The organism is Streptomyces sp. SID13031, from assembly GCF_010548305.1.
Classification (GTDB): Bacteria; Actinomycetota; Actinomycetes; order Propionibacteriales; family Kribbellaceae; genus Kribbella.
On sequence record NZ_JAAGLV010000018.1, the window covers coordinates 37,389 to 57,869 of the forward strand.

Here is a 20,481-nt window from a genome sequence, read left to right on the forward strand (position 1 = left end):
GAGCTAGAGGATGTCACCCGGCGTATAGGCAGCGGCCTCGGGGTAGCGCTTGGCCAGCTCGTCGATCTTCAGGACGACTGCATTGACCTGCGCGACAGCCGCTCCCGTGAACGACAGCGGTTCACCGACGATGCCGACGATCTGCTCCTCGGTCAGGCCCAGCCGGCCGTCCGCGCCGAGCCGGTGGAACAGGTCGTTGTCCGAGGTGCCCTTGCGCAGGTCGAGCGCCATCGCGACGGCGTGCTCCTTGATCACCTCGTGCGCGGTCTCCCGGCCGACCCCGTTCTTGACCGCGGCCATCAGTACCTTCGTGGTGGTCAGGAACGGCAGGTACCGCTCCAGCTCCCGCGCCACCACGGCCGGGTACACCCCGAACTCGTCCAGCACGGTCAGGAACGTCTCGAACAACCCGTCCAGCGCGAAGAACGCGTCAGGCAGCGCGACCCGGCGTACGACGGAACAGAAGACGTCGCCCTCGTTCCACTGGTTGCCGGCCAGCTCGCCGGTCATCGAGGCGTAGCCGCGCAGGATGACGGCCAGCCCGTTGACCCGCTCGCAGGAGCGGGTGTTCATCTTGTGCGGCATCGCCGAGGAGCCGACCTGGCCGTCCTTGAAGCCCTCGGTGACGAGCTCGTGCCCGGCCATCAGCCGGATCGTCGTCGCCAGGCTGGACGGCCCGGCCGCGAGCTGGACGAGCGCCGAGACGACGTCATAGTCGAGCGAGCGCGGGTACACCTGGCCGACGCTGGTCAGCACCCGCCGGAAGCCCAGGTGCTGCGCGACCTCCGACTCCAGCCCGGCGAGCAGCTTCTCCTGGCCGCCGAACAGGTCGAGCATGTCCTGCGAAGTACCCACCGGGCCCTTGATGCCGCGCAGCGGGTAGCGGTCGATCAGGTCCTCCAGCCGGGCGATCGCGGCCAGCAACTCGTCGGCCGCCGAGGCGAACCGCTTGCCGAGCGTGGTCGCCTGGGCCGCGACGTTGTGTGAACGCCCGGTCAGCACCAGCGCTGCGTGGTCGGCCGCCTTCTGCCCGAGCTGAACCGCCGTCGCGACTGCGCGATCGCGAACCAGCAGGAGGCCGGCCCGGATCTGCAGCTGCTCGACGTTCTCGGTCAGGTCCCGGCTCGTCATGCCCTTGTGCACGTGCTCGTGCCCGGCGAGCGCGTTGAACTCCTCGATCCGCGCCTTCACGTCGTGCCGGGTGACCCGCTCACGCGCAGCGATCGACTCCAGGTCGACCTGGTCGATCACGGCCCGGTAGTCCTCGATCACCCCGTCCGGGACGGCGACCCCGAACTCCTTCTGCGCCCCCAGCACCGCGAGCCACAGCTGCCGCTCGAGCACGATCTTGTACTCCGGCGACCACAGCTGAGCCATCGACGGGCTGGCGTAGCGCGCGGCGAGAACGTTCGGGATCCGGGGCTTGCTAGAGGTCGGCACGTACCCCATTGTCGCCCAGACTCAACGCCCCACGGTTAGCAGGGCGCAGGACATGACCTTGGCCACCGCGCACACCGAGTACTCGCCGTCCGCCACGGGCGGCGGGATGACAACCCGTTCCGGCCCTGGATCCGTCCGGCCGATCGCCGAGAAGCCCGCCCCTTCCGGCACGTCCTCGGCCCTCGTCCAACTGGGCTCGGCCCGGCCCCGGTCACTGGCGGAGTACAGGAAGTACGAGGGCTTCGAGCTGCCCATCCGGTACAGCATGAACATGCTCGTGTGGTCGTAGCCCGCCACGAAGGTGAGCTCGACCGTCTCCCCGGGGGCCGCCCGGGCCGACGAGATCATCAGGTTCCCGTCGTACTCCGACCGCCCGCCCCACAGCCGCCAACCCGCCAGCGCCGCGGCGATCACCACCACGCCCAGCACCAGCACAAGCACTCCGAGCCGTCGCCCCCTCGGCATCCGATCACCCCCCAGCAAGCGTGCCCGACCGGTGGGGTCAGCGAGCCAAGGCCCGCGACAACCGTGATTTCACGGTGCTCTCGGTTCCCCTACCGCCAGAGCCACCGAAGATGCTGGTCGAGCGGCTCGCGGGCCCCAGGTTCGGTTTCATGGGCGGGCGGCTGCTCGACCAGGGCGGAGTCACCAGCGGCGATCTCTTCCAGAACCCTCGTCATCTGCATATCTATCTACACGCGATGGCCCAGCCAAAACGTTGCCTGGGAATCCACCGAACTTCCTACGAGGCCTCTCGCAGGAAGTACGCGACCGTCGAGACCCGCTCGGCCAGCGAGCCACGAACAGTCAGGACCGGTACTCCGCTCGCGGTGACCCAGGAGTTCAGGTAGCTCTCCAGGGCGGCCTGGAAGCCGGTCGTGATCGGCGCGTCGAGTGGCAGCGGGAACTCCACGGGCACCCAGACGATCAGGTCGTACCGGTCGGCCAGGGTAGTCCAGGTGTCGGTGGCGACCCCCTCGGCGAAGCCGCGGAGTACCGGGTCGGCCTCTCCTTCGGTCACGCGTCCGTCGGCGAGGCGGGCCAGGACGTAGGCCCACTCGTGCAGAACCGAGCCGTCGGAGATGAAGGCGCCGGCCCGAGCCTCACCACGCACCCGCTCCCAGGACCGCCGTACTGCGAGTTGGCAGATCTCCTCGCTCGAGCAGTCGGCCAGCTCCTTGCGCTGACCCGGGCGCGGATCACGCATCGGGCTGAGCTGGACGAGGCTGATCCCGGTCTGCGCCGCGAGCGCGTTGGCCAGCGTGGTCTTGCCGGCGCCGTGCGCGCCGACCAGGGCGAGCCTCACTCGCTGCCGCCCGGGTCCAGCAGCTCGAACGAGCCGAGCTCGCGCTGGGCCCAGCCGATGTCGTCGAACCGGCTACCGATCACGACGCGCGAGCCCAGCAGGGCCATGAAGGGCGCGTCGGAGTGATGGTCGCCGTACCCGATCGAGTCCGCCAGATCCGCGTTGCGGCGGCAGAGCAGGTCGATGACCGCTTGCCGTTTGGCCTCGCCGACGAGTGGGAGGTCGACCTCACCGGTGTAGAGGCCGTCGCGGATCGTCGGCTCGGTACAGATCAGCTCGGCCTGCGGGAAGCGCCGCACGATCGGTTCGAGGGCCGGCCGGAACGACGCCGAGAGGACCACCAGGTCACGTCCGGCGGCGACATGCCTGGCCACGTGCGCGATCACCCCGGAATGGAAGAAGGTTCGCGGGCCCAGCGTCGAGTTCGACCACTCGGCGGCGAGGTTCGCGACCTCGTCGACCGGCCGGTCCTGCCACCAGGTGAAGTAGCGCCGGTTGGTGAACTCGCGGGGAGCGCCGCGCTCGCGATGGGCCCGCAGATCGGCCAGGAAGCTCTCGCCGCGCTCGCGGATGTTGCGGCGGCGGGCGTCGAAGCGGAGCAGCGAGAAGAGCGAGTTGATCCGGAGCAGCGTCCCGTCGGCATCGGCGATCACCAGCCGGGGGCGGGCCGACCGACCGGTCGTGGGGATGGCATCGAGACCGTCTGGAGCGGGACGGGTGGCCACAGGAGAACTCCTTTCGTAGTCAGGGCTCCGGCGCCCTGGTGGGGCGCCGGAGCCGCTTCAGCTGAGGGATCAGACGCGTTCGAGCTCGGAGCGGGTGTCGATCAGCGCGTACTCCTCCTTCGCCCGGGCCACCGCCTCGTCGACTGACAGCGCCGTGGGCAGGCCGTAGTGGCCGGTGATCGAGACCAGCCGCTCCTCGACCGTGCCGCCGGCCGTGAAGGTCGGGATGCCGAGCTTGTCCACCTCGGCCTGGATCATCTCGTCGGCCAGCAGGCGGAACCGCTCGTTCACCGGCCGGTGGCCGTCGGCGACCATCGGGAACTCGATCGGCAGCCGGACGAAGGCGTCGTAGTTCGCCTTGGCATGCTGCTTGGCCGGCACCCCGAGCTTCTCGATCACGTCTTCGAAGTACCGGATCTCGTCGGTGCGCTCGACGTTCTCCATCGTCGTGTTCGCGGTCGGGTTGACGCCGACGATGACCCGGACGGTGCCGTAGATCCATTCGTGGATGGACGATCCGTCGGAGATGAAGCTGTCGCCCAGATGCGACTCGTTCACCGCGCGCTCGGTGTTGCGGCGGGTGATCAGCATCAGGATCTCCGACCCCGTGCACTGCTCGAGCGTCTTGCCCGGCACCGAGATGGGCAGCAGCTCCCGCATCGTCTTGGCCGCGCTGCGGGTGATGCCGGTGTAGTGGGCCAGGGCCATCGTGGTGATGGTCTTGCCGGTCGAGTACGTTCCGGAGACTGCTAGTCGCATGAGGTGTTCTCCAGTGTGAGTGGTCAGACCCGATGGTGATCGGGTAGGCGGTGACCGACGGAACAGGTGACAGTCATGGCATCCCCGACGCCGGCGACGATGTCGGCGCAGCGCCAGGGACTTCCTTCGAGCCGGACGATTCGGGACCGGCCCAGCCTGGTGTGCAGAAGCGAACGCTGTGCGGTGAGCAACGGGCGGTAGGCCCGGAACGAGGTCCGGCGCGTCCACAAACAGCCGGCGCCGACCAGATCGTCCAGCCGGCCCAGCAGCAACTGGCCCAGCTGGACCGCGCCGACGAACGCGTCGATGAAGCAGACCTCGTCAGCACCGGCCCGGTCGTGCACAACCTCGAAGGCCGCTTCCGCTTCAGTGGTACTACGTGAGCTGACGCCCGTGAGTGCCACCGTGTGGCCCTGGTAGGGCGCTTCCTCCCCGACACCGAACAGCGACGGCAAGCGTTCGGCCGAGTCGACGTCGGCGAAGCTGCCGGCCCCGGTCGGCCGGACGACCTGGCCGACCGCCGTGATGTTGCCGACCGAGGCCTTGATGGACAGGTTGCCGCCGGGCTCGTCCGACAACCTGGCGTGCACCGGGAAGTCGTCGAGCGCCGCCCCGAGCGGCTTGGCCGAGGCCCGCAGATCGAGTGCGATCATCCGGGTCTGGCCGGCCGCCTGGGGGCTGTACCGCGCGGCCACCAGGCCCACCAGGGCCTCGGTGACCAACGCGACGGCGTCCGTAGTACTGAGTTTGTCCCCGGTCACGGAGCCGTGACCGGCCAGCCTCGAGGCCTGCGCGTCGTGACGGACCTGTACCTGGCCGATGATCGGCCCGGTGTTCTTGTAGCCCGTTCCGAAGTACCGGCCGGCCGCGGGGCCGAGCGCATCGTCGATGGACTGCCAGTGGTCCGTCGGCAACTGCGCGGTATTTGTCATCCAGCGACCTCGGCCTCGGCAACCTGGACGGTCTCTTCAGCCTCGGGGGTGGTGCTGGCAGTGGTACGGGGGACCTTGTAGAGAACGGCGATCAAGCCGGCGACGACCGCCAGTGCGAGGGCGTCGACCAGCAGGCCGGTCTTCACTCCGCTCAGGATCCCGTCGGTGGTGGCACCCGCGGTCGCTCCGGCCGTGATGGCGATCGCGGCGAGGATCGGCGTACCGAGGGTGAAGGCGACCTGCTGGGTCATGGCGCTCAGCCCACCGGCCAGGCCCTGCTCGCTGTCCGGGAGGCCCGAGGTCACGGCCACGGTGTAGGAGACGATGGCGAGGACGTGCCCGAAGCCGCCAAGAGCCGTCGCCACCAGGATGTGGACGTAGCCGGCCGCGAACGAGTGGCCGAGCAGCACGAAGGTGGCAGCAGTCGCCCCCTGCAACAACAGTCCGAAGACGAGGGTGTTGCGGGCGCCGATCCGGTTGATGATCTTGGCGGCGACCATGCCACCGGTGAAGGCGCCGGCGCCGAGGACCGCGAAGGCGATCCCGGTCAGGAAGGCCGAGCTGTCGAGCACCCGCTGCAGGTAGATGGTCAGCAGGAAGACCTTGCCGCTCTCCATCGAGAAGGTGAGCAGGCCACCAAGGTTGCCGAGGGCAACGGATGGCCGCTTGAGCACGGCGACCGCGGCGAGCGGGTGCGGGGAGCGCGACTCGATCAGCCAGAAGAAGCCGAGCAGCACGGCGGCGGCCACGAGCAGGACCCAGACCTGGGGTGAACCCCAGCCCTCCGCCTCGGCGCGCGAGAAGCCGAGCACCAGGGAGAGCAGGGCCAGCGAGATGGTGACGGCGCCAGGGAGGTCGAGCTTCTGCCGGATGGGCTCGGAGGATTCCTTGATCAGCGCCGGGGCGAGGACCAGGACGAGCAGGCCGACGGGAACGTTCAGGAAGAAGGTGAAGCGCCAGCCCAGCAGCTCGGTGAGCACTCCACCGAGGACCGCGCCGACGGCGAAGCCGAGGGACAGCAGCGCGCCGTTGAGGCCGAGCGCCTTGTTGCGCAGCGGGCCTTCCGGGAACGAGGTGGTCAGCAGCGCGAGGGCAGCCGGGGCGGTGACAGCCGTCGCGACGCCCTGCAGGATGCGGGCGAGATAGACCAGGTTCGGCTCGTTCGCGAAGCCGCCGATGGCCGATCCGACGGTCAGCAGCGCCATCCCGATCAGGAACATCCGCTTACGGCCGTAGTAGTCGCCGATGCGGCCCATCAGCAGCATCAGGCCGGCCGCCGAGAGGGCGAACAGGGTGACGATCCAGGAGAGCTCGGCAGGCGTCATGTCCAGGTCGTCGCCGATCACCGGCAGGGCGACCGTGACGATCGAGAAGTCCAGGGCGAACATGAACTGGGCACCGAGCAGCAGGCACATGATCAGCCGCTGCCGGCCGGTGAGGGTTTCGGTGGTCATGGGATCAGGTTGACGTTTCGGCGTGATCCCATCCAGAGCGTCCTCATGGGGGTACTGCGTACTACCTGGCTAACCGTCGAGCGGGTGCCAGGCATTGTCTGCCGTCGTACCGAACACCACGTCGGCGAAGTGCACGCCTGCGCCCACAACGCCGGGCTGGCTCAGGTATTCGAGCGTTTGCGCGCGGGACTTCACCGAGCTGGACGGGTCGGCCTCGAAACAGGAGTTGAGCTCTGGACGCGCGACCTGGATCGGGCTGTGCATCGCGTCGCCGAAGACCAGCAGTTGCTCGCCGCCCCGATCGATCAGGTACGACGTGTGGCCGCGGGTGTGCCCCGGCGAGGCCAGTGCCGTCAGGCCGGGGAAGATCTGCTCGCCGTCGGACACCCCATGGAAGCTCGACGGGGCCTCGAGCACGCCGGCCAGATGCGGCCGCTCGGTCAGGCTCGTGCCGGGCCAGCCGGCCATCGCCCAGCCGGTGTGGTCGTCGTGCAGGTGGGTGAACAGGACCGCGTCCACGTCGGCGAAGGCTTCCGTATGGTCGGCCAGGCCGCCGCCGGTGAGCTCGCCCAGGGAGGGATGCGACTGCTCGCGGGACAGCTTGCGCGGCCCGTAGCCCGCGTCGATCAGCACGACCCAGTCCGGCGTACGGATCAGCAGCGAGCCGATGGATCCGGTCAGGTAGCCCGACGGGGTGAGCAGCTCGGGTACGGAGTCGAAGGCGACGAGGTCGGGAAGGGTGAACCACCCTTGCGGAGCAAGCTCCACGCGGCCGTCGGGCAGGTAGCTGATCTCGGCGTCGCCGAGCGTGATGGTCCGGTGGACCGCCGAGGCGGCCCACCGTTCGCGGGCGGTCACTCGGCTGCCAACGAGGCCAACGCGGACGCGGTCGGCGTGTGCGGCTTCGGGTGGTAGACGAAGATCCGGCGGTCGTCGTCGACGACGGGTCGCAGGACATTTGCCGAGAAGCTCATCCGGCCCACCTCCGGGTGGTCGAAGACGAGGTCGAGGTGCGGCGCAACGCCCACCACATAAGACTTCCAGAGGTGCTCGAAGACCGGCGACTGGGCCGCCAGCCGATCCACCATCGCGCCGAACTCGGGGTCGCCCGCGAACCGCGCGGCCTGCTCGCGGAACTGCGAGATGAGCATCTTCGCGGTCGCCTCGCGGAACGGATACCGCTCGGCGACCTCCTCGTCGACGAAGAACCGCTCCAGGCAGTTCTCGCCGGCCCGGGCGCCGAACACCACCTCGCCCAGCCGGTTGCTGGCCAGGACCGTCCAGTACCGATCGACGCAGTACGCCGGGCGGTCGGCGATGCTGTCCAGCAACTCGCGCACGTGCACCGACTCGGGGCCCTCGGGCGTCGAGTCGGACGGGCGCTCCTGCCCGGCCAGGTCGAACAGGTAGTCGCGTTCGGCGTCGGTCAGGCGCAGCACCTTCGCCACCGAGGCGAGGATCTCGGCGGACACCGAGATGTCGCGCGCCTGCTCCATCCACGTATACCAAGTGACGCCGACGTTCGCCAGGACCGCGACCTCTTCGCGGCGCAGTCCCGGCGTGCGGCGCCGGCGGGTCTCGTGCGGGAGACCGACCTCGTCAGGGGTGAGCCCTTCGCGGCGGGCCCGGAGGAAGCCGGCCAGCTCGGATCGGCGATAGCGATCAGAACTGTGCCCCCGGGCAGCGGCGGCAGCGTCAACTGCGGTCATGTGCGGCTCCTGTCCCCCCAGCCATCGGACCGTTCTGAAAGGCGATGATCTCACGTAACCGGTTCCGGCCAAACACGATCCGCGAACATCTCATCACCGGCTGCTGACAGCGCCGCTAGGCGGCCTGCGCCAGCAAGGCACCGACCGCCGCGCCGGCCTGCGCGATCGTCTGGTGGCCGCCGAGCACACCCTCGGCGATCAGGACGCCGAGCTGCTTCTCCAGCATCAGCGCCAGCTCGAGCAAGGCGAGTGAGTCGATCGCGATGTCTTCGAAAATGGTCGACTCGGACACTTCGTCGGCCGGTACGTCGTACTTGGTGATCAGAATCTCGATGATTTTCGCGGTCACATCAGCAGACATCAGATTTCTCCTCAATGGGCGGTGAGTAGTGGTACTGCGTTTTCGATCGGAAGGGTCAGTTCGGGTGACAATGCGGGCCAGCTCAGCGACGCCGATCCCCAGGTCGCGCCGCCGCCGAATGCGGTCAGCAGGACGCGGTCGCCGGCCTTCAGCGAGCCGCACGCGAACCCGTCGACCAGCGCCAGCGGGATGGACGCGGCCGACGTGTTGCCGACGCGTTCGATGTTCATCAGCGCCTTCTCCGGTGGCAGCCCGAGCTGCTCGGCGACGGCGCGGATGATCCGCACGTTCGCCTGGTGGGCGACCAGCCGGTCGACGTCCTCGATCTGCCAGCCCGTCTTGGCCAGCACGGCCCGGGACGAGTCGGCCATCCGGCGGACGGCGGCGAAGAAGACCGACTTGCCGTCCATCCGGAAGTAGGTGTCCTCCTTCAGCAGCTGCGACCCGCTCGACCGCTGCTCGGCGCCGCCGCCGCGGATCGTGATCAGGTCGGCCATGCTGCCGTCGCTGCCCAGATCGAAGTGCTGGATCGCCCCGAGCTCGCCCGGTTCACCGGCCCGCAGGACGACCGCGCCTGCGCCGTCGCCGAAGATCACCGACGTCGTCCGGTCGTCGGGCGCCAGGATCGTGCTGAACGATTCGGCACCGATCACCAGCACCCGGTCGGCGAACCCGGCCGCGATCGCACCGGCCCCCGCCTGCAGGGCATAGACGAAACCGGAGCACACCGCGGACACGTCGTACGCCGGTACGTCGGTCAGCCCCATCCGCGCGGCGACGGTCGGAGCCGTTCCCGGGCAGACGCGGTCCGGGGTCGTCGTGGCCAGGACGACCAGGTCGACGGTGCTCTGGCCCGAGCTCTTCATGGCCCGCAACCCGGCCTCGGCGGCCAGGTGGCTGGTCGTAGTACCGGGATCGACGACGTGACGGCGGCTGATACCGGTTCTGGTGCGGATCCAGTCGTCCGAGGTGTCGAGGCGCTGGGCCAGTTCGTCGTTGGTGACGACGCGCGGCGGCACGCTGCCACCGAGGCCACAGATGACCGCGGCGCGCATCACGAGCTCCGCGGTAGTCGGTGGGTGACCGCCGACCGGACGTTGATCCCGGCCACGTCGGCGAGCACGGTGAAGGTGCGCCAGGTGTCGTCGCCCATCTGCAGCAAGGCCGGATCGGCGAGCTCGGTGGTGACCGGGAGGTCCGAACCCCAAGTTTCCTTGGCCTCGGCGAGAGTCATCGTCGTCTGCCGCATCCACAACGTGTCGCTGTGCTGCCGCGGCACGCCGTCGAGGTCGTACATCATCACCTGCGCCATTTGCAGCGCGGTGACAAAGGCGTCGACCATCGAAGCCGACGGCTGATAGGCCGCCTCCAGACCACCCGACGCCGCCGGACCGTCGCTGGACAACTCCAGCACCGCCGTGGCTCTGGTCTGATCCTGTACTTCGAGGTCGCGGATCCGCTGTCCGCGAGCCTTGAACCCGGCGCCGTAGTACCGGTCCTCGGGGGCGCCGAGGTCCTGGGCGGGCCACTCCCCCGGCGTCGGCGGGGCGAGCGCGGCCGGATGGATCACCTCGGACAGCACTCGCATCGCGCCGATCGCGGAGTCGATCACCGAGACCTCCTGGCCCGCTTCGGCCTTGACGCTTTTCCGCCGGGCGGTCGCCTTGAGGCCGACGAGGTCTTCCTGTGGCTTACCGCCGGCCGTGATCCGGACCTTGCGCAGCCGGCCCTGGGTGAGGATCGCCGGGTCCTGCCCGGGCCCGAGCAGACAGAGCTCGGCCAGCTGGGCGCCGAGGACCAGGGCGTCGATGGTGCTGAAGTGCGGCCGCAGATCGGTCCCGACGGCCTTCCTCGACCAGTCGCTCGGATAGCTGACATCCACGGTGGCCGAGGCCCACGGGACGTCGTCGGCGCAACCGGCCCGGACCTCGGCCAAGTCATAGCCGACCCGGCGGAATCCCCGGCCGAAGAAACGTTGGGCCGCTGGTCCGAGAATATCCTCGACAGCGGGAAGGACAGTGTTCATAGTCATTCAGATCAATCCCCCACGGATCAATGACCCCGCATTCTGATGATTAATACAACTGTTTAACCGGGGCCGAAACAATGCCTCCGGAAGGCCTTTCGAGTCAACGGGGCGGCGGGCTCGAACTGCTCAGCAGCGACTGTAGAGCATCGCGGCAGCCAGCCCGAGGAGTTTTGCAGAATTTACAATTCGGCTACGCACCGTCAATCACCAGCGCAATGCCGGCTGATTTTCCGTGGTATTTCCTGGACGATTGACCAGGGTTGATCACGGAGTCTGGGTCAAGCGCTGCATACAGCCGGGAGATTTCCACCCAATTGCGATCGGTAACACGCCCGACCCGCAAAGTGCACTTTGCGGCAATAGACGAGGCCCCCGGCGAGTGTTCGCCGGGGGCCTCGTCGTCCACATCAGGAGACAGTGACCGTGATCTTGCCGCCGACCAACCCGTCTTCGAGGTCACAGAGGGCCTGGGGAGCCCCCGTCAGCGGCACGATGCTGTCGATACTCGGCACCACCTGGCCGGCCTCGATCAGCTCCTTCAGCACCTCGAGGTCGGTCGCCGTCTCCCGCGCGAGCAGGCTGGTCATCCGTTGCCGGACGAAGGGTGACAGCAGCCGCGCCCTCAGCTGCCGATCCGTTCCACCTGCTATGGGACCGCCGCCCTCGCCCCCCGCGATGACGGCGGTCCCGGTCTTTGTGAGTGCCCGGCGCAGCCGCTTCAGCGTCGGGTTCCCGGCCAGATCGATGATCAGGTCGTAGTGGACGGTGCCGTCGGCGAAGTCCTCGTTGGTGTAGTCGAGGACATGGTCGGCGCCGAGCGACTTGACCAGCCCGAGCTTCGCAGTACTGGCCGTGCCGGTGACCTCGGCGCCGAAGGCCTTGGCCAGTTGGACCGCGAAGCTGCCGACACCTCCGGACGCTCCAGTGATCAGCACCTTCTGACCCGCCTGGATCCGGCCGCCGTCACGCAACGCCTGCAGTGCGGTAGTACCGGAGATGCCGCAGGCCGCGGCCTGCGCGAAGCTGAGGCTGGCCGGCTTCGTAGCCAGCTTGCCGACCCGCGCCACGGCGTACTCCGCGAAGGTGCCCTCGCCGATCCCGAACACCTCGTCGCCCTCGGCGAACTTGGTCACCCCTTCGCCGACGCCGACCACGCGACCCGCTAGCTCGCGGCCGAGTACCGGATTCCTGGGCCGGCGCACGCCGAAGACCAGCCGGAGCAGGTACGGCTTGCCGGTCATTAGGTGCCAGGCGCCCCGATCGAGCCCTGCCGCCTCGACCTGCACCAGCACCTCGCCCGCCGCCGGCGCGGGTCGGGCGATCTCGGCCACCCGCAGTACGTCCGCCGCGCCGTAGCTGTCCCGCACGACCGCGCGCATCTTGCCGTCCGCCCGCATCCGCCCTCGCACCCCGTCCTCCCCCGTGGTCGACAGAGTGCCTTCCCAACCGTGCGCCATCGCGTTGCCCCTTCCCCCGAGCCTCATCTTACTAAGTACGGGGAGCGTATCGTACTTAGTACGAAACTGCTATCGTCCGTCCAGTGCCACGTTCACAGGGGTCCGGAGACCGCCCGCAGCTCAGCCGCGAGCGGGTGCTGCGGGCCGCCGTCGCGGTCGCCGACGGTGGCGGCCTGGGCGGGCTGACGATCCGGTCGCTGGCGACCCAGCTGGACGTCAAGCCGATGTCGGTCTACTACTACGTCGCGAACAAGAACGAGATCCTCGACGGCATCGTCGACCTGGTCTTCGCCGAGATCGAGCTGCCTGCGCCGGGCGGCGATTGGCGCGCGGAGATCACCAAGCGCGCGCAGTCGGCTCGCAAGGTACTGCGGCAGCACCCATGGGCGATCGCCTTGATGGAGTCGCGGACCAACCCGGGCGCGGCGACGTTGCGGCATCACGACGCCAACGTCGGCACGTTTCGCGCCGCCGGCTTCTCGGTGCCGATGACGGCCCACGCCTATGCGCTGCTCGACGCTTTCGTCTACGGCTTCGCGCTGCAGGAGTCGTCGCTGCCGTTCGAGGGCTCCGAAGGCGCCGCCGAGGTGGCCGGGGCGATGATGGAGCAGTTCAGCTCAGGTCAGTACCCACACCTGACCGAGCTGGCGGTGGAGCACGTCCTCCAGCCCGGTTACGTCTTCGGCGACGAGTTCGACTTCGGTCTCACCTTGGTCCTCGACGGGCTGGCCCGCTTTCTACCGCCGATCAGCTGATCTGCTGCAGGTCGATCTCGCCGCGGGCCGCTTTGAGGGCGATGTCGGTCCGGTGTTGTGAGCCCTTGATCAGGATCTGGCCCACCCCCGCGTAGGCACGCTGACGGGCCTCGTCGAGATCCTTGCCGGTGGCACTGACCGCGAGGACCCGGCCGCCCGAGGTGACCACCTCGCCGTCCTCGATCGTGGTCCCGGCGTGGAAGACGCGGACGCCACCGGCCTCGGCTTGCTCGATACCGCTGATCACGTCACCGCTGCGCGGCTTGGCCGGGTACTTCTTGGCCGCGACGACGACCGCCACGGACGCGCCGGACTTCCAGCTCAGCGGCTCGGCGGCGGCGAGCTTGCCCGTCGCGGCGGCGTACAGGAGTCCGCCGAGCGGCGTCTTCAGCAACGGCAGCAGGGCCTGGGTCTCCGGGTCGCCGAAGCGGGCGTTGAACTCGATCACCCGGACGCCACGCGACGTCAGCGCCAGTCCGGCGTACAGCAGGCCGCTGAACGGGATGCCGCGGCGGCGCAGCTCGTCGACGGTCGGCTGGAGCACCTTCTCGGTGATCTCCTCGACCAGGTTTTCCGGTGCCCACGGCAACGGGGTGTAGGCGCCCATACCACCGGTGTTGGGGCCTTCGTCGTTGTCCCCAAGGCGCTTGAAGTCCTGGGCGGGCTGCATCGGCAGCACGGTGACACCGTCGGTGATCGCGAACAGCGAGACCTCGGGGCCGTCGAGGAACTCCTCGATCAGCACCTGGTCGCAGCCGGCCGCGTGCTCGAGCGCCTCGGCGCGGTCCGAGGTGACGACGACACCCTTGCCCGCGGCAAGCGCATCGTCCTTGACGACATACGGGGGGCCGAAGGCATCGATCGCCTCGGCGGCCTGCTCCGGCGTCGTACAGACGTAGGCCCGGCCGGTCGGTACGCTCGCCGCGGCCATCACGTCCTTGGCGAAGGCCTTCGATCCCTCTATCTCGGCCGCCTCCCCCGACGGGCCGAAGACGGCGATCCCGGCCGCGCGGAGCGGATCGGCGAGCCCGGCGACCAGTGGCGCCTCGGGTCCGACGACGACCAGATCGGCGCCGACCTCGGTCGCCAGCGCGACGACCGCATCGTGGTCCGAGATGTCCACCGGACGGCAAACGATCGTTTGCTTCTCGTACTCCGGTTGCAAGGCGGCGATGCCAGGGTTGCCCGGGGCCGCGACGACCTGCTCGACCTCAGGATCCCGGCTCAACGCCCAGACGAGTGCGTGCTCACGGCCGCCAGAGCCGATGACTAGAACCTTCACGAGCCATGAGCCTAGTGCACTTAGGCGTGTGCTCGGTTTGTCCGGACCTGGGCGGTGTAAGACTGCGCGTGACTGGAGGTAATCGCTTGACTACGAAATCCATCTCGGCCCGCCCCGGCCGTCGTCCCACACCGGCATCGCTGGCCTCCTGGCTGCTACTGCTCCCGTGTGTGGTGATCTTCGCTCTGTTCATCGTCTGGCCGCTCGGGAAGTCCGTCTCGCTGTCGCTGCACGGGTCCGACCTGTTCGGCCGGCCCGACGCCTTCGTCGGGCTGCAGCACTACCGGGACATGCTCGGCAGTTCCGAGTTCCGGCACATCCTGTGGGTCACCTTCGCCTTCGTGCTGCTGACGGTGATCCCGGGCGTTCTCGGCGGCCTGGCGATCGTGTTGCTGCTCGAACAGCACATCAAGGGGATCCGGATCTTCCGGACCGCCTTCGCGCTGCCGTTCGCGTTCTCGGTGGCCAGCGCGTCGGTGATCTTCGCGACCATCTACAACCCGGCGATCGGGCTGGCCAACGGGATCCTCGGCAAGTTCGGGGTGGACCGGATCGGCTGGCTGACCGACCCCTCCTGGGCGCTGGTCAGCGTCGCGATCACGACGGTCTGGATGAGCATCGGCTACAACGTGCTCGTCCTGTCGGCCGGGATCGGGGCGATCCCGCAGGAGATCAACGAGGCGGCCACGCTGGACGGCGCCGGCGGCTGGCGCGCGGCCCGGTTCATCACCGTGCCGATGCTCGGCCCGCAACTGTTCTTCCTGGTGGTGATCTCGACCATCCAGTCGCTGCAGGGCTTCGGGCAGATCAAGATCCTCACCCCCGAGGGCGGCCCCGAGCAGTCCACCAAGACGCTCGTCTACTCGATCTACCACACCGCTTTCGCCAACAACGCCAGCGATTTCGGCGCCGCCTCGGCGCAGGCGATCGTGCTGCTGCTGATCCTGCTCATCTGCACGGGGATCCAGTTCGGCGTACTCGAGAGGCGGGTGCACTACAAGTGACCAGGCTGACCCCCGGACGGCTCGTCACCTACGCCGTCCTGATCCTCGCGGCGCTCGCGGTGATCTTCCCGGTGTACTACGTGATCGCGGGCTCGATCATGTCGCCCGGCCAGATCTCGTCGTACCCGCCGGACCTGTTCCCGCACGGCATCTTCACCGGCAACTACGAGGGCGCCTCCTCGGCCGGTACGCCGATCGGCCGGCAGTACCTGAACTCGATCCTGCAGACCTCGATCATCACCTTGTCGCAGCTGATCACCAGTGTGCTCGCGGCGTACGCGTTCGTCTTCATGAAGATGTGGGGCCGGACCGTGCTGTTCGGCCTGTTCCTCGGCACCCTGATGGTGCCGTGGGAGTCGATCGTGCTGCCGAACTACCTGACCATCACCGGCTGGTCGATCGGCGGCGAGCGGCTGACCGCGTCGTACGCCGGAACGATGCTGGCTCTGGTCCTGCCGTTCCTGGCCAACGCGTTCGGCGTCTTCCTGCTGCGGCAGTCGTTCCTGCAGTTCCCGACCGAGCTGCGCGACGCGGCGACGATCGACGGCTGCGGGCACTGGCGGTTCCTGCGCCTGATCCTGGTCCCGCTGAACAAGCCCGCCCTGATGGCGGTCGGGTTGTACGTCTTCCTGGCCGGCTGGAACCAGTTCTTCTGGCCACTGCTGATCGGCGACTCGGCCACCCGGCGGACGCTGCAGATCGGGATCAGCCAGCTCAACGACGCCGAGGCGGCCGACCCCGGCCTGATCCTGGCCGGCGTCACCCTGTCCATCCTCCCGACCCTGGCCATCGTGATCTTCGGTCAGCGTTTCATCGTCCGCGGGCTGACCGCGGGCGCGATCCGTTAAAAGAAAGGCAATTGCGATGCGATCTGTCCGACAACGGCGTACGGCAGCCGCCTTCTCCCTGCTGGCAGTGCTCGCCCTGGTGGCGACCGGTTGCGGCAGCGGCGACTCCGACTCCGGCTCGAACAGCGGCGGCCAGGAAGCGCCCGGCGCGGACGCGCTGGACAAGGCGACCGGCGTCACCAAGGTGACGTTCTGGCACGGTATGAAGGGTGCCAACGGCGAGGCGGTCGACAAGCTGGTGAAGGCGTTCAACGCTGCCAACAGCGGCAAGATCGAGGTCACCGCGGTCTACCAGGGCGACTACGACGAGACGATCACGAAGTACAAGACGTCGGTACAGCAGGGCAGCACGCCGTCGGTCGTCCAGATCTACGACATCGGCTCGCGCTTCATGATCGACTCCAAGCAGACCGTGCCGACGCAGAGCTTCGCCGACAAGGACGGCTACACGCTCGACTCGATCGAGCCGAACATCGCGAACTACTACTCGATCGACGGCAAGCTCAACTCGATGCCGTTCAACACGTCGATGCCCTTGCTGTACATCAACAAGGAAGCGTTCGTGAAGGCCGGGCTGGATCCCGCGAAGCCGCCGACGAACCTCGACGAGATCATGGACGCGGCCAAGAAGCTCACCGTCAAGCAGGGTGGGAAGACGGTCCAGTACGGCTTCAACGCGGCGATCTACGGCTGGTTCCTGGAGCAGCTGATCGCGCAGTCCGGGACGACGTACTGCGACAACGAGAACGGCCGCAAGGACCTCGCGACCCAGGTCGACTTCGCCGACGAGCAGGGCGTGAAGGTCGCCACCTGGTACCAGCAGATGGTCAAGCTCGGCTACATGCCGAACACGGGCAAGAAGACCGACGACGCGCAGGCGGTGTTCAAGTCCGGTACCTCCGCGATGCACCTGGAGTCGACCGGCTCGCTGCGCGGCTACCTGGACGCGGCCAAGGGCAAGTTCACCGTGCTGACGGCGCCGTTCCCGAAGCTGTCCGCTGACAGCACCGGCGGCCCGATCATCGGCGGCGCCTCGCTGTGGGTCGACGGTGTCGGTCACTCGGACGCCGAGAAGCGCGCGTCGTGGGAGTTCGTGAAGTTCGCGTCGTCGCCGGAGCAGCAGGCCGCCTGGCACACCGGCACCGGCTACTTTCCGATCAACTCGAAGGCCCTCGACCTCCCCGAGGACAAGGCATGGGTGGCGCAGTACCCGCAGTTCACCACCGCCATCACCCAACTCCACAGCACCAAGCCCTCCAACGCCTCCTCGGGCTGCATCCTCGGCGTCATGCCCCAAGCCCGCAAGGCAGCCGAGGACGGCCTGGAGAAAGCAGTCCTCGGCACCGATCCCGCCAAGGCCATGAAGGACGCCGCGGACTCCATCAAGCCGCAAATCGACCAGTACAACAAGACGGTCAAGAAGTAGCCCAGTAACAAAAGGCGGCCGGGGACTCACCTCCCCGGCCGCTCAGTTCTATCCCCACGCGCCCTCTCCTCCGTCGCTCCACCTCCGGCCGAACTCTCGGGGGTTAACCCCAAGACGACGGGGCCGCCCCGCGTCGTCGGATGTCAGCGGTTCAGTAGTGCCAGTAGTAGCGGGCTTCGGCGTTCCATGCCACGGGGACGGTGGTGTGGTTGGTGAAGGCCGGGCCTTTGCCTCGGGCGATCTCGAGGGAGCGGGAGAGTTGGAGGGCGTAGGCGTGGTTGTTGTCGTCCCACCACTGCTCGAACTGGGTGATGCAGGTCTGGTTGGTGAAGTACGCGTTGGAGCAGGCGTGCGGCGGGCTCCACTTCTGCAGGTGGCGGAAGTTGACCGTGGTGGAGTTGTTCGGGGGCTTGATGGTGCCTACGGCGTCCAGGCAGTAGCCGGTAGTCGGGATGTTCCACTTCACGTAGTGCTGGCGGCCGCCGGCTGACGGGAGTTCCTGCATTCCCGTGCAGGTCGCGGAGCCGATCTTCTCCGACGTCACGCGCTGGAGCTGGGTGAGCGGGCGGCCGGCGCCGTCGTTGTAGCCGTCGAGCAGGACCCAGTCGCCGGAGTGGATGAAGCGCTCGGCCGACTTCGGCGGCCACGCCTTCGGGTCGCCCCAGGAGATGTCGGCCGTGGTCGCGCTCAGCGGCGTCCAGGCCCACTGGCCCGCGGCGGCCTCACCGGCCCAGTACTGACCGGCCGACTTCTCGAACATCAGCGAGTACTGCCCGTAGTCCTCACCCGTCAAGGCAGGGGCAGACGCGGAGGCAGCCGACGGGCGTGCCAGGGACAAACCTGTTGCCGCGGCAACTACCACCGCGGCGCTGAGCAGGATGGCGAGTTTCTTCCGCATGGGCATCGACGCTAGCCCTCGAAGGGTGCACAGGCGCTACTGTCCAGACAGCAGCCACGTGCCCGATTCGAGGAGTTGTCATGCCGGATCCCGTCACCCACACGCTCGCCGTACCGGGCGCGATTCTCACGTACGACGTCCGCGGCGAGCTCAGCGATCGCGAGCAGCCCGTGCTGCTGATGATCGGTTCCCCGATGGCCGCGAGTGGCTTCCCGACACTGGCCGCGCAGTTCACCGATCGTACGGTCGTCACGTACGACCCGCGCGGCGTCGAGCGCAGCACGCGGACCGACGGCACCGGTGAGCTGACCCCGGACGACCACGCGGGTGATCTGGCGGCCCTGATCGAGGCCCTCGACGCCGGCCCGGTCGACCTGTTCGCCAGCAGCGGCGGAGCAATCAATGCACTGGCCCTCATCACCAGCAGGCCCGACCTGATCAACACCCTCGTCGCACACGAGCCACCGCTGGCGGCGATCGTCCCCGACAGCGAGGCAGCGCTCAAGGCCACCGAGGACATCTACCAGACCTACCAGCGCGACGGCATGGGCGCCGGGATGGCGAAGTTCATCGCGTTCGTCGGCTTCGACGGCGAGATCCCGGCCGACTACACCGAGCAGCCTGCGCCCGACCCGGCGATGTTCGGGCTCCCCGCCGGGGACGACGGTTCCCGCGACGACGCTCTCCTCGGCCAGAACCTGCGCGGCTCTACGTCGTACCGGCCCGACTTCGACGCGCTCGGCAAGGCCGGCGCGAAACTGGTCGTCGGGATCGGCGAGGAGTCAGCCAACCAGCTCGCCGCCCGCGGCGGGAAGGCGGTTGCCGAGCGGCTCGGGCTCGCCCCGGTGGTGTTCCCGAGCAACCACGGCGGCTTCCTCGGCGACGAGTACGGGATGCCCGGCAAGCCGGTCGACTTCGGGGCGAAACTGCGCGATGTACTGGCCCGCTGACCGGTCCCCCGGCACCCATCTGGTTAGCTGGAGACATGACTGACAAGCCTGAGATCGACCCTCCGGATGGCCCGCCGCCGGCGGATCTGGAGATCACCGACATCACCGCGGGCGACGGCGCCGAAGCCAAAGCCGGCTCCCGGGTGAACGTGCACTACGTAGGCGTCGCGCACTCCACCGGCGAGGAGTTCGACGCCTCCTACAACCGCGGCACCCCGCTGGCCTTCCAGCTCGGTGTCGGCCAGGTCATCCAGGGCTGGGACACCGGCGTACAGGGCATGAAGGTGGGCGGCCGGCGCAAGCTCGTCATCCCGCCGCACCTCGCGTACGGCGACCGCGGCGCGCCCGGCGCGATCAAGCCGGGCGAGACCCTGATCTTCGTGGTCGACCTGGTCAGCGTGAGCTGATCTCCCAACCGTAGGCGTCGGTCCTGACGTCTGGCCTCCGATTGCGTCACAATGACGCGATCGGGGGCCTTTTCACGTAGTACTACGCATCCGCGCTGTCGCCCCAGCGGGTTGACTGGGAGGCATGACGACGATGGTTGCCACGACCGTTCCGGCGGCAGTTCGGGCCGACCGGACGAAGTACGCCGCCCTGCTGGCCAAGGCCGCGCTGTTCGCGTTGTTGCTGACGGCAATCATCTGGCCGGATCTCAGTGGCATCAAGGGCAAGGCGTCGACCGCCCGGCTGGTGGTCTACCCGATCGGCGCGCTGGTACTGCCGCTGTGGTGGTTCGCCTACGGACGTACGAAAAGCAAGCTGCACAAGGCTTTCCCGTGGCCTGCCGACCTGTTGCTGACGCTGCCCTGGCTGATCGATCTGCTCGGCAACCGGTTCAACCTGTTCGACACCATCAGCTGGTGGGACGACGCGATGCACTTCATCCTGTGGGCGTTGCTCACCGCGGGCGCACTGACCGCCTTCGCCCGACGCGACCTCACCCGCGGCCTGACCGCCATGGTCGCCCTCGGCTTCGGCGCCACCGCGGCGGTGATCTGGGAGCTCGGCGAGTACGTCGCCTTCGTCCGCCACTCGGCCGAGCTCCAGACCGCCTACACCGACACCCTCGGCGACCTGACCCTCGGCACCCTGGGCGCCTTACTGGCCGGCCTCATCCTCTACCAGGTAAGGCGTTCACACTGA

At 68.3% G+C, this 20,481-nt stretch carries 23 protein-coding genes; 7 read left to right on the forward strand and 16 right to left on the reverse strand.

The window, feature by feature from the left end; translation table 11 throughout:
- Positions 1-3: 3 nt before the first annotated feature.
- The 14 genes from purB to G3I17_RS30375 all read right to left on the reverse strand — a co-directional run bounded on the left by purB (position 4) and on the right by G3I17_RS30375 (position 12,199).
- Complete coding sequence (gene purB, locus G3I17_RS30315) at positions 4-1,440, reverse strand: adenylosuccinate lyase (RefSeq protein WP_343238464.1); 1,437 nt, start codon at positions 1,438-1,440, stop codon at positions 4-6.
- 21 nt (positions 1,441-1,461) lie between these two features.
- Positions 1,462-1,905: a hypothetical protein gene (locus G3I17_RS30320; RefSeq protein WP_164601046.1), complete on the reverse strand. Its 444-nt coding sequence runs from the start codon at positions 1,903-1,905 to the stop codon at positions 1,462-1,464.
- An 89-nt stretch (positions 1,906-1,994) separates the two neighbouring features.
- Positions 1,995-2,120, reverse strand: coding sequence for a hypothetical protein (locus G3I17_RS41805; RefSeq protein WP_275402584.1), 126 nt, complete (start codon positions 2,118-2,120; stop codon positions 1,995-1,997).
- A 62-nt stretch (positions 2,121-2,182) separates the two neighbouring features.
- Positions 2,183-2,746 (reverse strand): AAA family ATPase, encoded by a 564-nt coding sequence (locus G3I17_RS30325; protein ID WP_164601047.1) that lies wholly within the window; start codon positions 2,744-2,746, stop codon positions 2,183-2,185.
- On the reverse strand, positions 2,743-3,471 hold the full coding sequence (locus tag G3I17_RS30330) for an HAD-IB family phosphatase (protein ID WP_164601048.1): 729 nt from the start codon (positions 3,469-3,471) through the stop codon (positions 2,743-2,745). The genes G3I17_RS30325 and G3I17_RS30330 overlap by 4 nt, the downstream gene beginning before the upstream one ends.
- Positions 3,472-3,540: 69 nt before the next feature.
- A complete protein-coding gene (locus G3I17_RS30335; RefSeq protein ID WP_164601049.1) occupies positions 3,541-4,230 on the reverse strand; it encodes an AAA family ATPase in 690 nt (229 codons plus the stop codon).
- 23 nt (positions 4,231-4,253) lie between these two features.
- Positions 4,254-5,162, reverse strand: a complete 909-nt coding sequence (locus tag G3I17_RS30340) for an AvrD family protein (protein ID WP_164601050.1) — start codon at positions 5,160-5,162, stop codon at positions 4,254-4,256.
- Positions 5,159-6,616: an MFS transporter gene (locus G3I17_RS30345; RefSeq protein WP_164601051.1), complete on the reverse strand. Its 1,458-nt coding sequence runs from the start codon at positions 6,614-6,616 to the stop codon at positions 5,159-5,161. The genes G3I17_RS30340 and G3I17_RS30345 overlap by 4 nt, the downstream gene beginning before the upstream one ends.
- Before the next feature lie 69 nt (positions 6,617-6,685).
- Complete coding sequence (locus G3I17_RS30350; protein ID WP_164601052.1) at positions 6,686-7,474, reverse strand: MBL fold metallo-hydrolase; 789 nt, start codon at positions 7,472-7,474, stop codon at positions 6,686-6,688.
- Positions 7,471-8,325 (reverse strand): helix-turn-helix transcriptional regulator, encoded by an 855-nt coding sequence (locus G3I17_RS30355; protein ID WP_164601053.1) that lies wholly within the window; start codon positions 8,323-8,325, stop codon positions 7,471-7,473. The genes G3I17_RS30350 and G3I17_RS30355 overlap by 4 nt, the downstream gene beginning before the upstream one ends.
- 115 nt (positions 8,326-8,440) lie before the next feature.
- On the reverse strand, positions 8,441-8,686 hold the full coding sequence (locus G3I17_RS30360) for a phosphopantetheine-binding protein (RefSeq protein ID WP_164601055.1): 246 nt from the start codon (positions 8,684-8,686) through the stop codon (positions 8,441-8,443).
- Between the two features lie 11 nt (positions 8,687-8,697).
- Entirely contained in the window at positions 8,698-9,741 is a 1,044-nt protein-coding gene (locus tag G3I17_RS30365; RefSeq protein WP_164601056.1) for a beta-ketoacyl-ACP synthase III, read from the reverse strand.
- Positions 9,741-10,718 carry an AvrD family protein gene (locus G3I17_RS30370; RefSeq protein ID WP_164601057.1) on the reverse strand — a complete coding sequence of 326 codons (978 nt, stop codon included), beginning with the start codon at positions 10,716-10,718 and terminating at the stop codon, positions 9,741-9,743. The genes G3I17_RS30365 and G3I17_RS30370 overlap by 1 nt, the downstream gene beginning before the upstream one ends.
- A gap of 404 nt (positions 10,719-11,122) precedes the next feature.
- Positions 11,123-12,199: an NAD(P)-dependent alcohol dehydrogenase gene (locus tag G3I17_RS30375; RefSeq protein WP_343238465.1), complete on the reverse strand. Its 1,077-nt coding sequence runs from the start codon at positions 12,197-12,199 to the stop codon at positions 11,123-11,125.
- Positions 12,200-12,255: 56 nt separating this feature from the next.
- On the opposite strand from G3I17_RS30375, the gene G3I17_RS30380 reads away from it, so the two are divergent.
- Positions 12,256-12,927 (forward strand): TetR/AcrR family transcriptional regulator, encoded by a 672-nt coding sequence (locus tag G3I17_RS30380; RefSeq protein WP_343238466.1) that lies wholly within the window; start codon positions 12,256-12,258, stop codon positions 12,925-12,927.
- On the opposite strand, the gene purD is transcribed toward G3I17_RS30380, so the two are convergent.
- Positions 12,920-14,209 (reverse strand): phosphoribosylamine--glycine ligase, encoded by a 1,290-nt coding sequence (gene purD, locus G3I17_RS30385; protein ID WP_164601059.1) that lies wholly within the window; start codon positions 14,207-14,209, stop codon positions 12,920-12,922. The two genes, G3I17_RS30380 and purD, sit on opposite strands and share 8 nt — an antisense overlap.
- 86 nt (positions 14,210-14,295) lie before the next feature.
- Here purD and G3I17_RS30390 point away from each other — a divergent pair, with 86 nt between their 5' ends.
- From G3I17_RS30390 to G3I17_RS30400, 3 genes are read left to right on the forward strand one after another with little or no spacing between them, the layout of a single operon-like run.
- Positions 14,296-15,213 (forward strand): sugar ABC transporter permease, encoded by a 918-nt coding sequence (locus tag G3I17_RS30390; RefSeq protein WP_239063067.1) that lies wholly within the window; start codon positions 14,296-14,298, stop codon positions 15,211-15,213.
- On the forward strand, positions 15,210-16,061 hold the full coding sequence (locus tag G3I17_RS30395; RefSeq protein ID WP_164601061.1) for a carbohydrate ABC transporter permease: 852 nt from the start codon (positions 15,210-15,212) through the stop codon (positions 16,059-16,061). The genes G3I17_RS30390 and G3I17_RS30395 overlap by 4 nt, the downstream gene beginning before the upstream one ends.
- A gap of 16 nt (positions 16,062-16,077) precedes the next feature.
- A complete protein-coding gene (locus G3I17_RS30400) occupies positions 16,078-17,487 on the forward strand; it encodes an ABC transporter substrate-binding protein (protein ID WP_164601062.1) in 1,410 nt (469 codons plus the stop codon).
- A gap of 151 nt (positions 17,488-17,638) precedes the next feature.
- Here the strand turns inward: G3I17_RS30400 and G3I17_RS30405 are convergent, their stop codons facing one another.
- Positions 17,639-18,385, reverse strand: a complete 747-nt coding sequence (locus G3I17_RS30405) for a hypothetical protein (RefSeq protein WP_203590981.1) — start codon at positions 18,383-18,385, stop codon at positions 17,639-17,641.
- An 80-nt stretch (positions 18,386-18,465) separates the two neighbouring features.
- On the opposite strand from G3I17_RS30405, the gene G3I17_RS30410 reads away from it, so the two are divergent.
- From G3I17_RS30410 to G3I17_RS30420, 3 genes are all read left to right on the forward strand, one after another.
- Positions 18,466-19,335: an alpha/beta hydrolase gene (locus G3I17_RS30410; RefSeq protein WP_164601064.1), complete on the forward strand. Its 870-nt coding sequence runs from the start codon at positions 18,466-18,468 to the stop codon at positions 19,333-19,335.
- 35 nt (positions 19,336-19,370) lie between these two features.
- Positions 19,371-19,742, forward strand: coding sequence for an FKBP-type peptidyl-prolyl cis-trans isomerase (locus G3I17_RS30415; RefSeq protein ID WP_164601065.1), 372 nt, complete (start codon positions 19,371-19,373; stop codon positions 19,740-19,742).
- 124 nt (positions 19,743-19,866) lie between these two features.
- A complete protein-coding gene (locus tag G3I17_RS30420; protein ID WP_164601067.1) occupies positions 19,867-20,481 on the forward strand; it encodes a hypothetical protein in 615 nt (204 codons plus the stop codon).

Bases quoted from the DNA above. Each gene is read 5' to 3' on its own strand.
- G3I17_RS30345 (WP_164601051.1), bottom strand. From the start codon at position 6,616: ATGACCACCGAAACCCTCACCGGCCGGCAGCGGCTGATCATGTGCCTG.
- G3I17_RS30420 (WP_164601067.1), top strand. From the start codon at position 19,867: ATGACGACGATGGTTGCCACGACCGTTCCGGCGGCAGTTCGGGCCGAC.
- G3I17_RS30320 (WP_164601046.1), bottom strand. From the start codon at position 1,905: ATGCCGAGGGGGCGACGGCTCGGAGTGCTTGTGCTGGTGCTGGGCGTG.
- G3I17_RS41805 (WP_275402584.1), bottom strand. From the start codon at position 2,120: ATGACGAGGGTTCTGGAAGAGATCGCCGCTGGTGACTCCGCCCTGGTC.
- G3I17_RS30370 (WP_164601057.1), bottom strand. From the start codon at position 10,718: ATGACTATGAACACTGTCCTTCCCGCTGTCGAGGATATTCTCGGACCA.
- G3I17_RS30415 (WP_164601065.1), top strand. From the start codon at position 19,371: ATGACTGACAAGCCTGAGATCGACCCTCCGGATGGCCCGCCGCCGGCG.
- G3I17_RS30335 (WP_164601049.1), bottom strand. From the start codon at position 4,230: ATGCGACTAGCAGTCTCCGGAACGTACTCGACCGGCAAGACCATCACC.
- G3I17_RS30410 (WP_164601064.1), top strand. From the start codon at position 18,466: ATGCCGGATCCCGTCACCCACACGCTCGCCGTACCGGGCGCGATTCTC.
- G3I17_RS30400 (WP_164601062.1), top strand. From the start codon at position 16,078: ATGCGATCTGTCCGACAACGGCGTACGGCAGCCGCCTTCTCCCTGCTG.
- G3I17_RS30340 (WP_164601050.1), bottom strand. From the start codon at position 5,162: ATGACAAATACCGCGCAGTTGCCGACGGACCACTGGCAGTCCATCGAC.
- G3I17_RS30405 (WP_203590981.1), bottom strand. From the start codon at position 18,385: ATGCGGAAGAAACTCGCCATCCTGCTCAGCGCCGCGGTGGTAGTTGCC.
- G3I17_RS30355 (WP_164601053.1), bottom strand. From the start codon at position 8,325: ATGACCGCAGTTGACGCTGCCGCCGCTGCCCGGGGGCACAGTTCTGAT.
- G3I17_RS30365 (WP_164601056.1), bottom strand. From the start codon at position 9,741: ATGCGCGCCGCGGTCATCTGTGGCCTCGGTGGCAGCGTGCCGCCGCGC.
- G3I17_RS30375 (WP_343238465.1), bottom strand. From the start codon at position 12,199: ATGAGGCTCGGGGGAAGGGGCAACGCGATGGCGCACGGTTGGGAAGGC.
- G3I17_RS30360 (WP_164601055.1), bottom strand. From the start codon at position 8,686: ATGTCTGCTGATGTGACCGCGAAAATCATCGAGATTCTGATCACCAAG.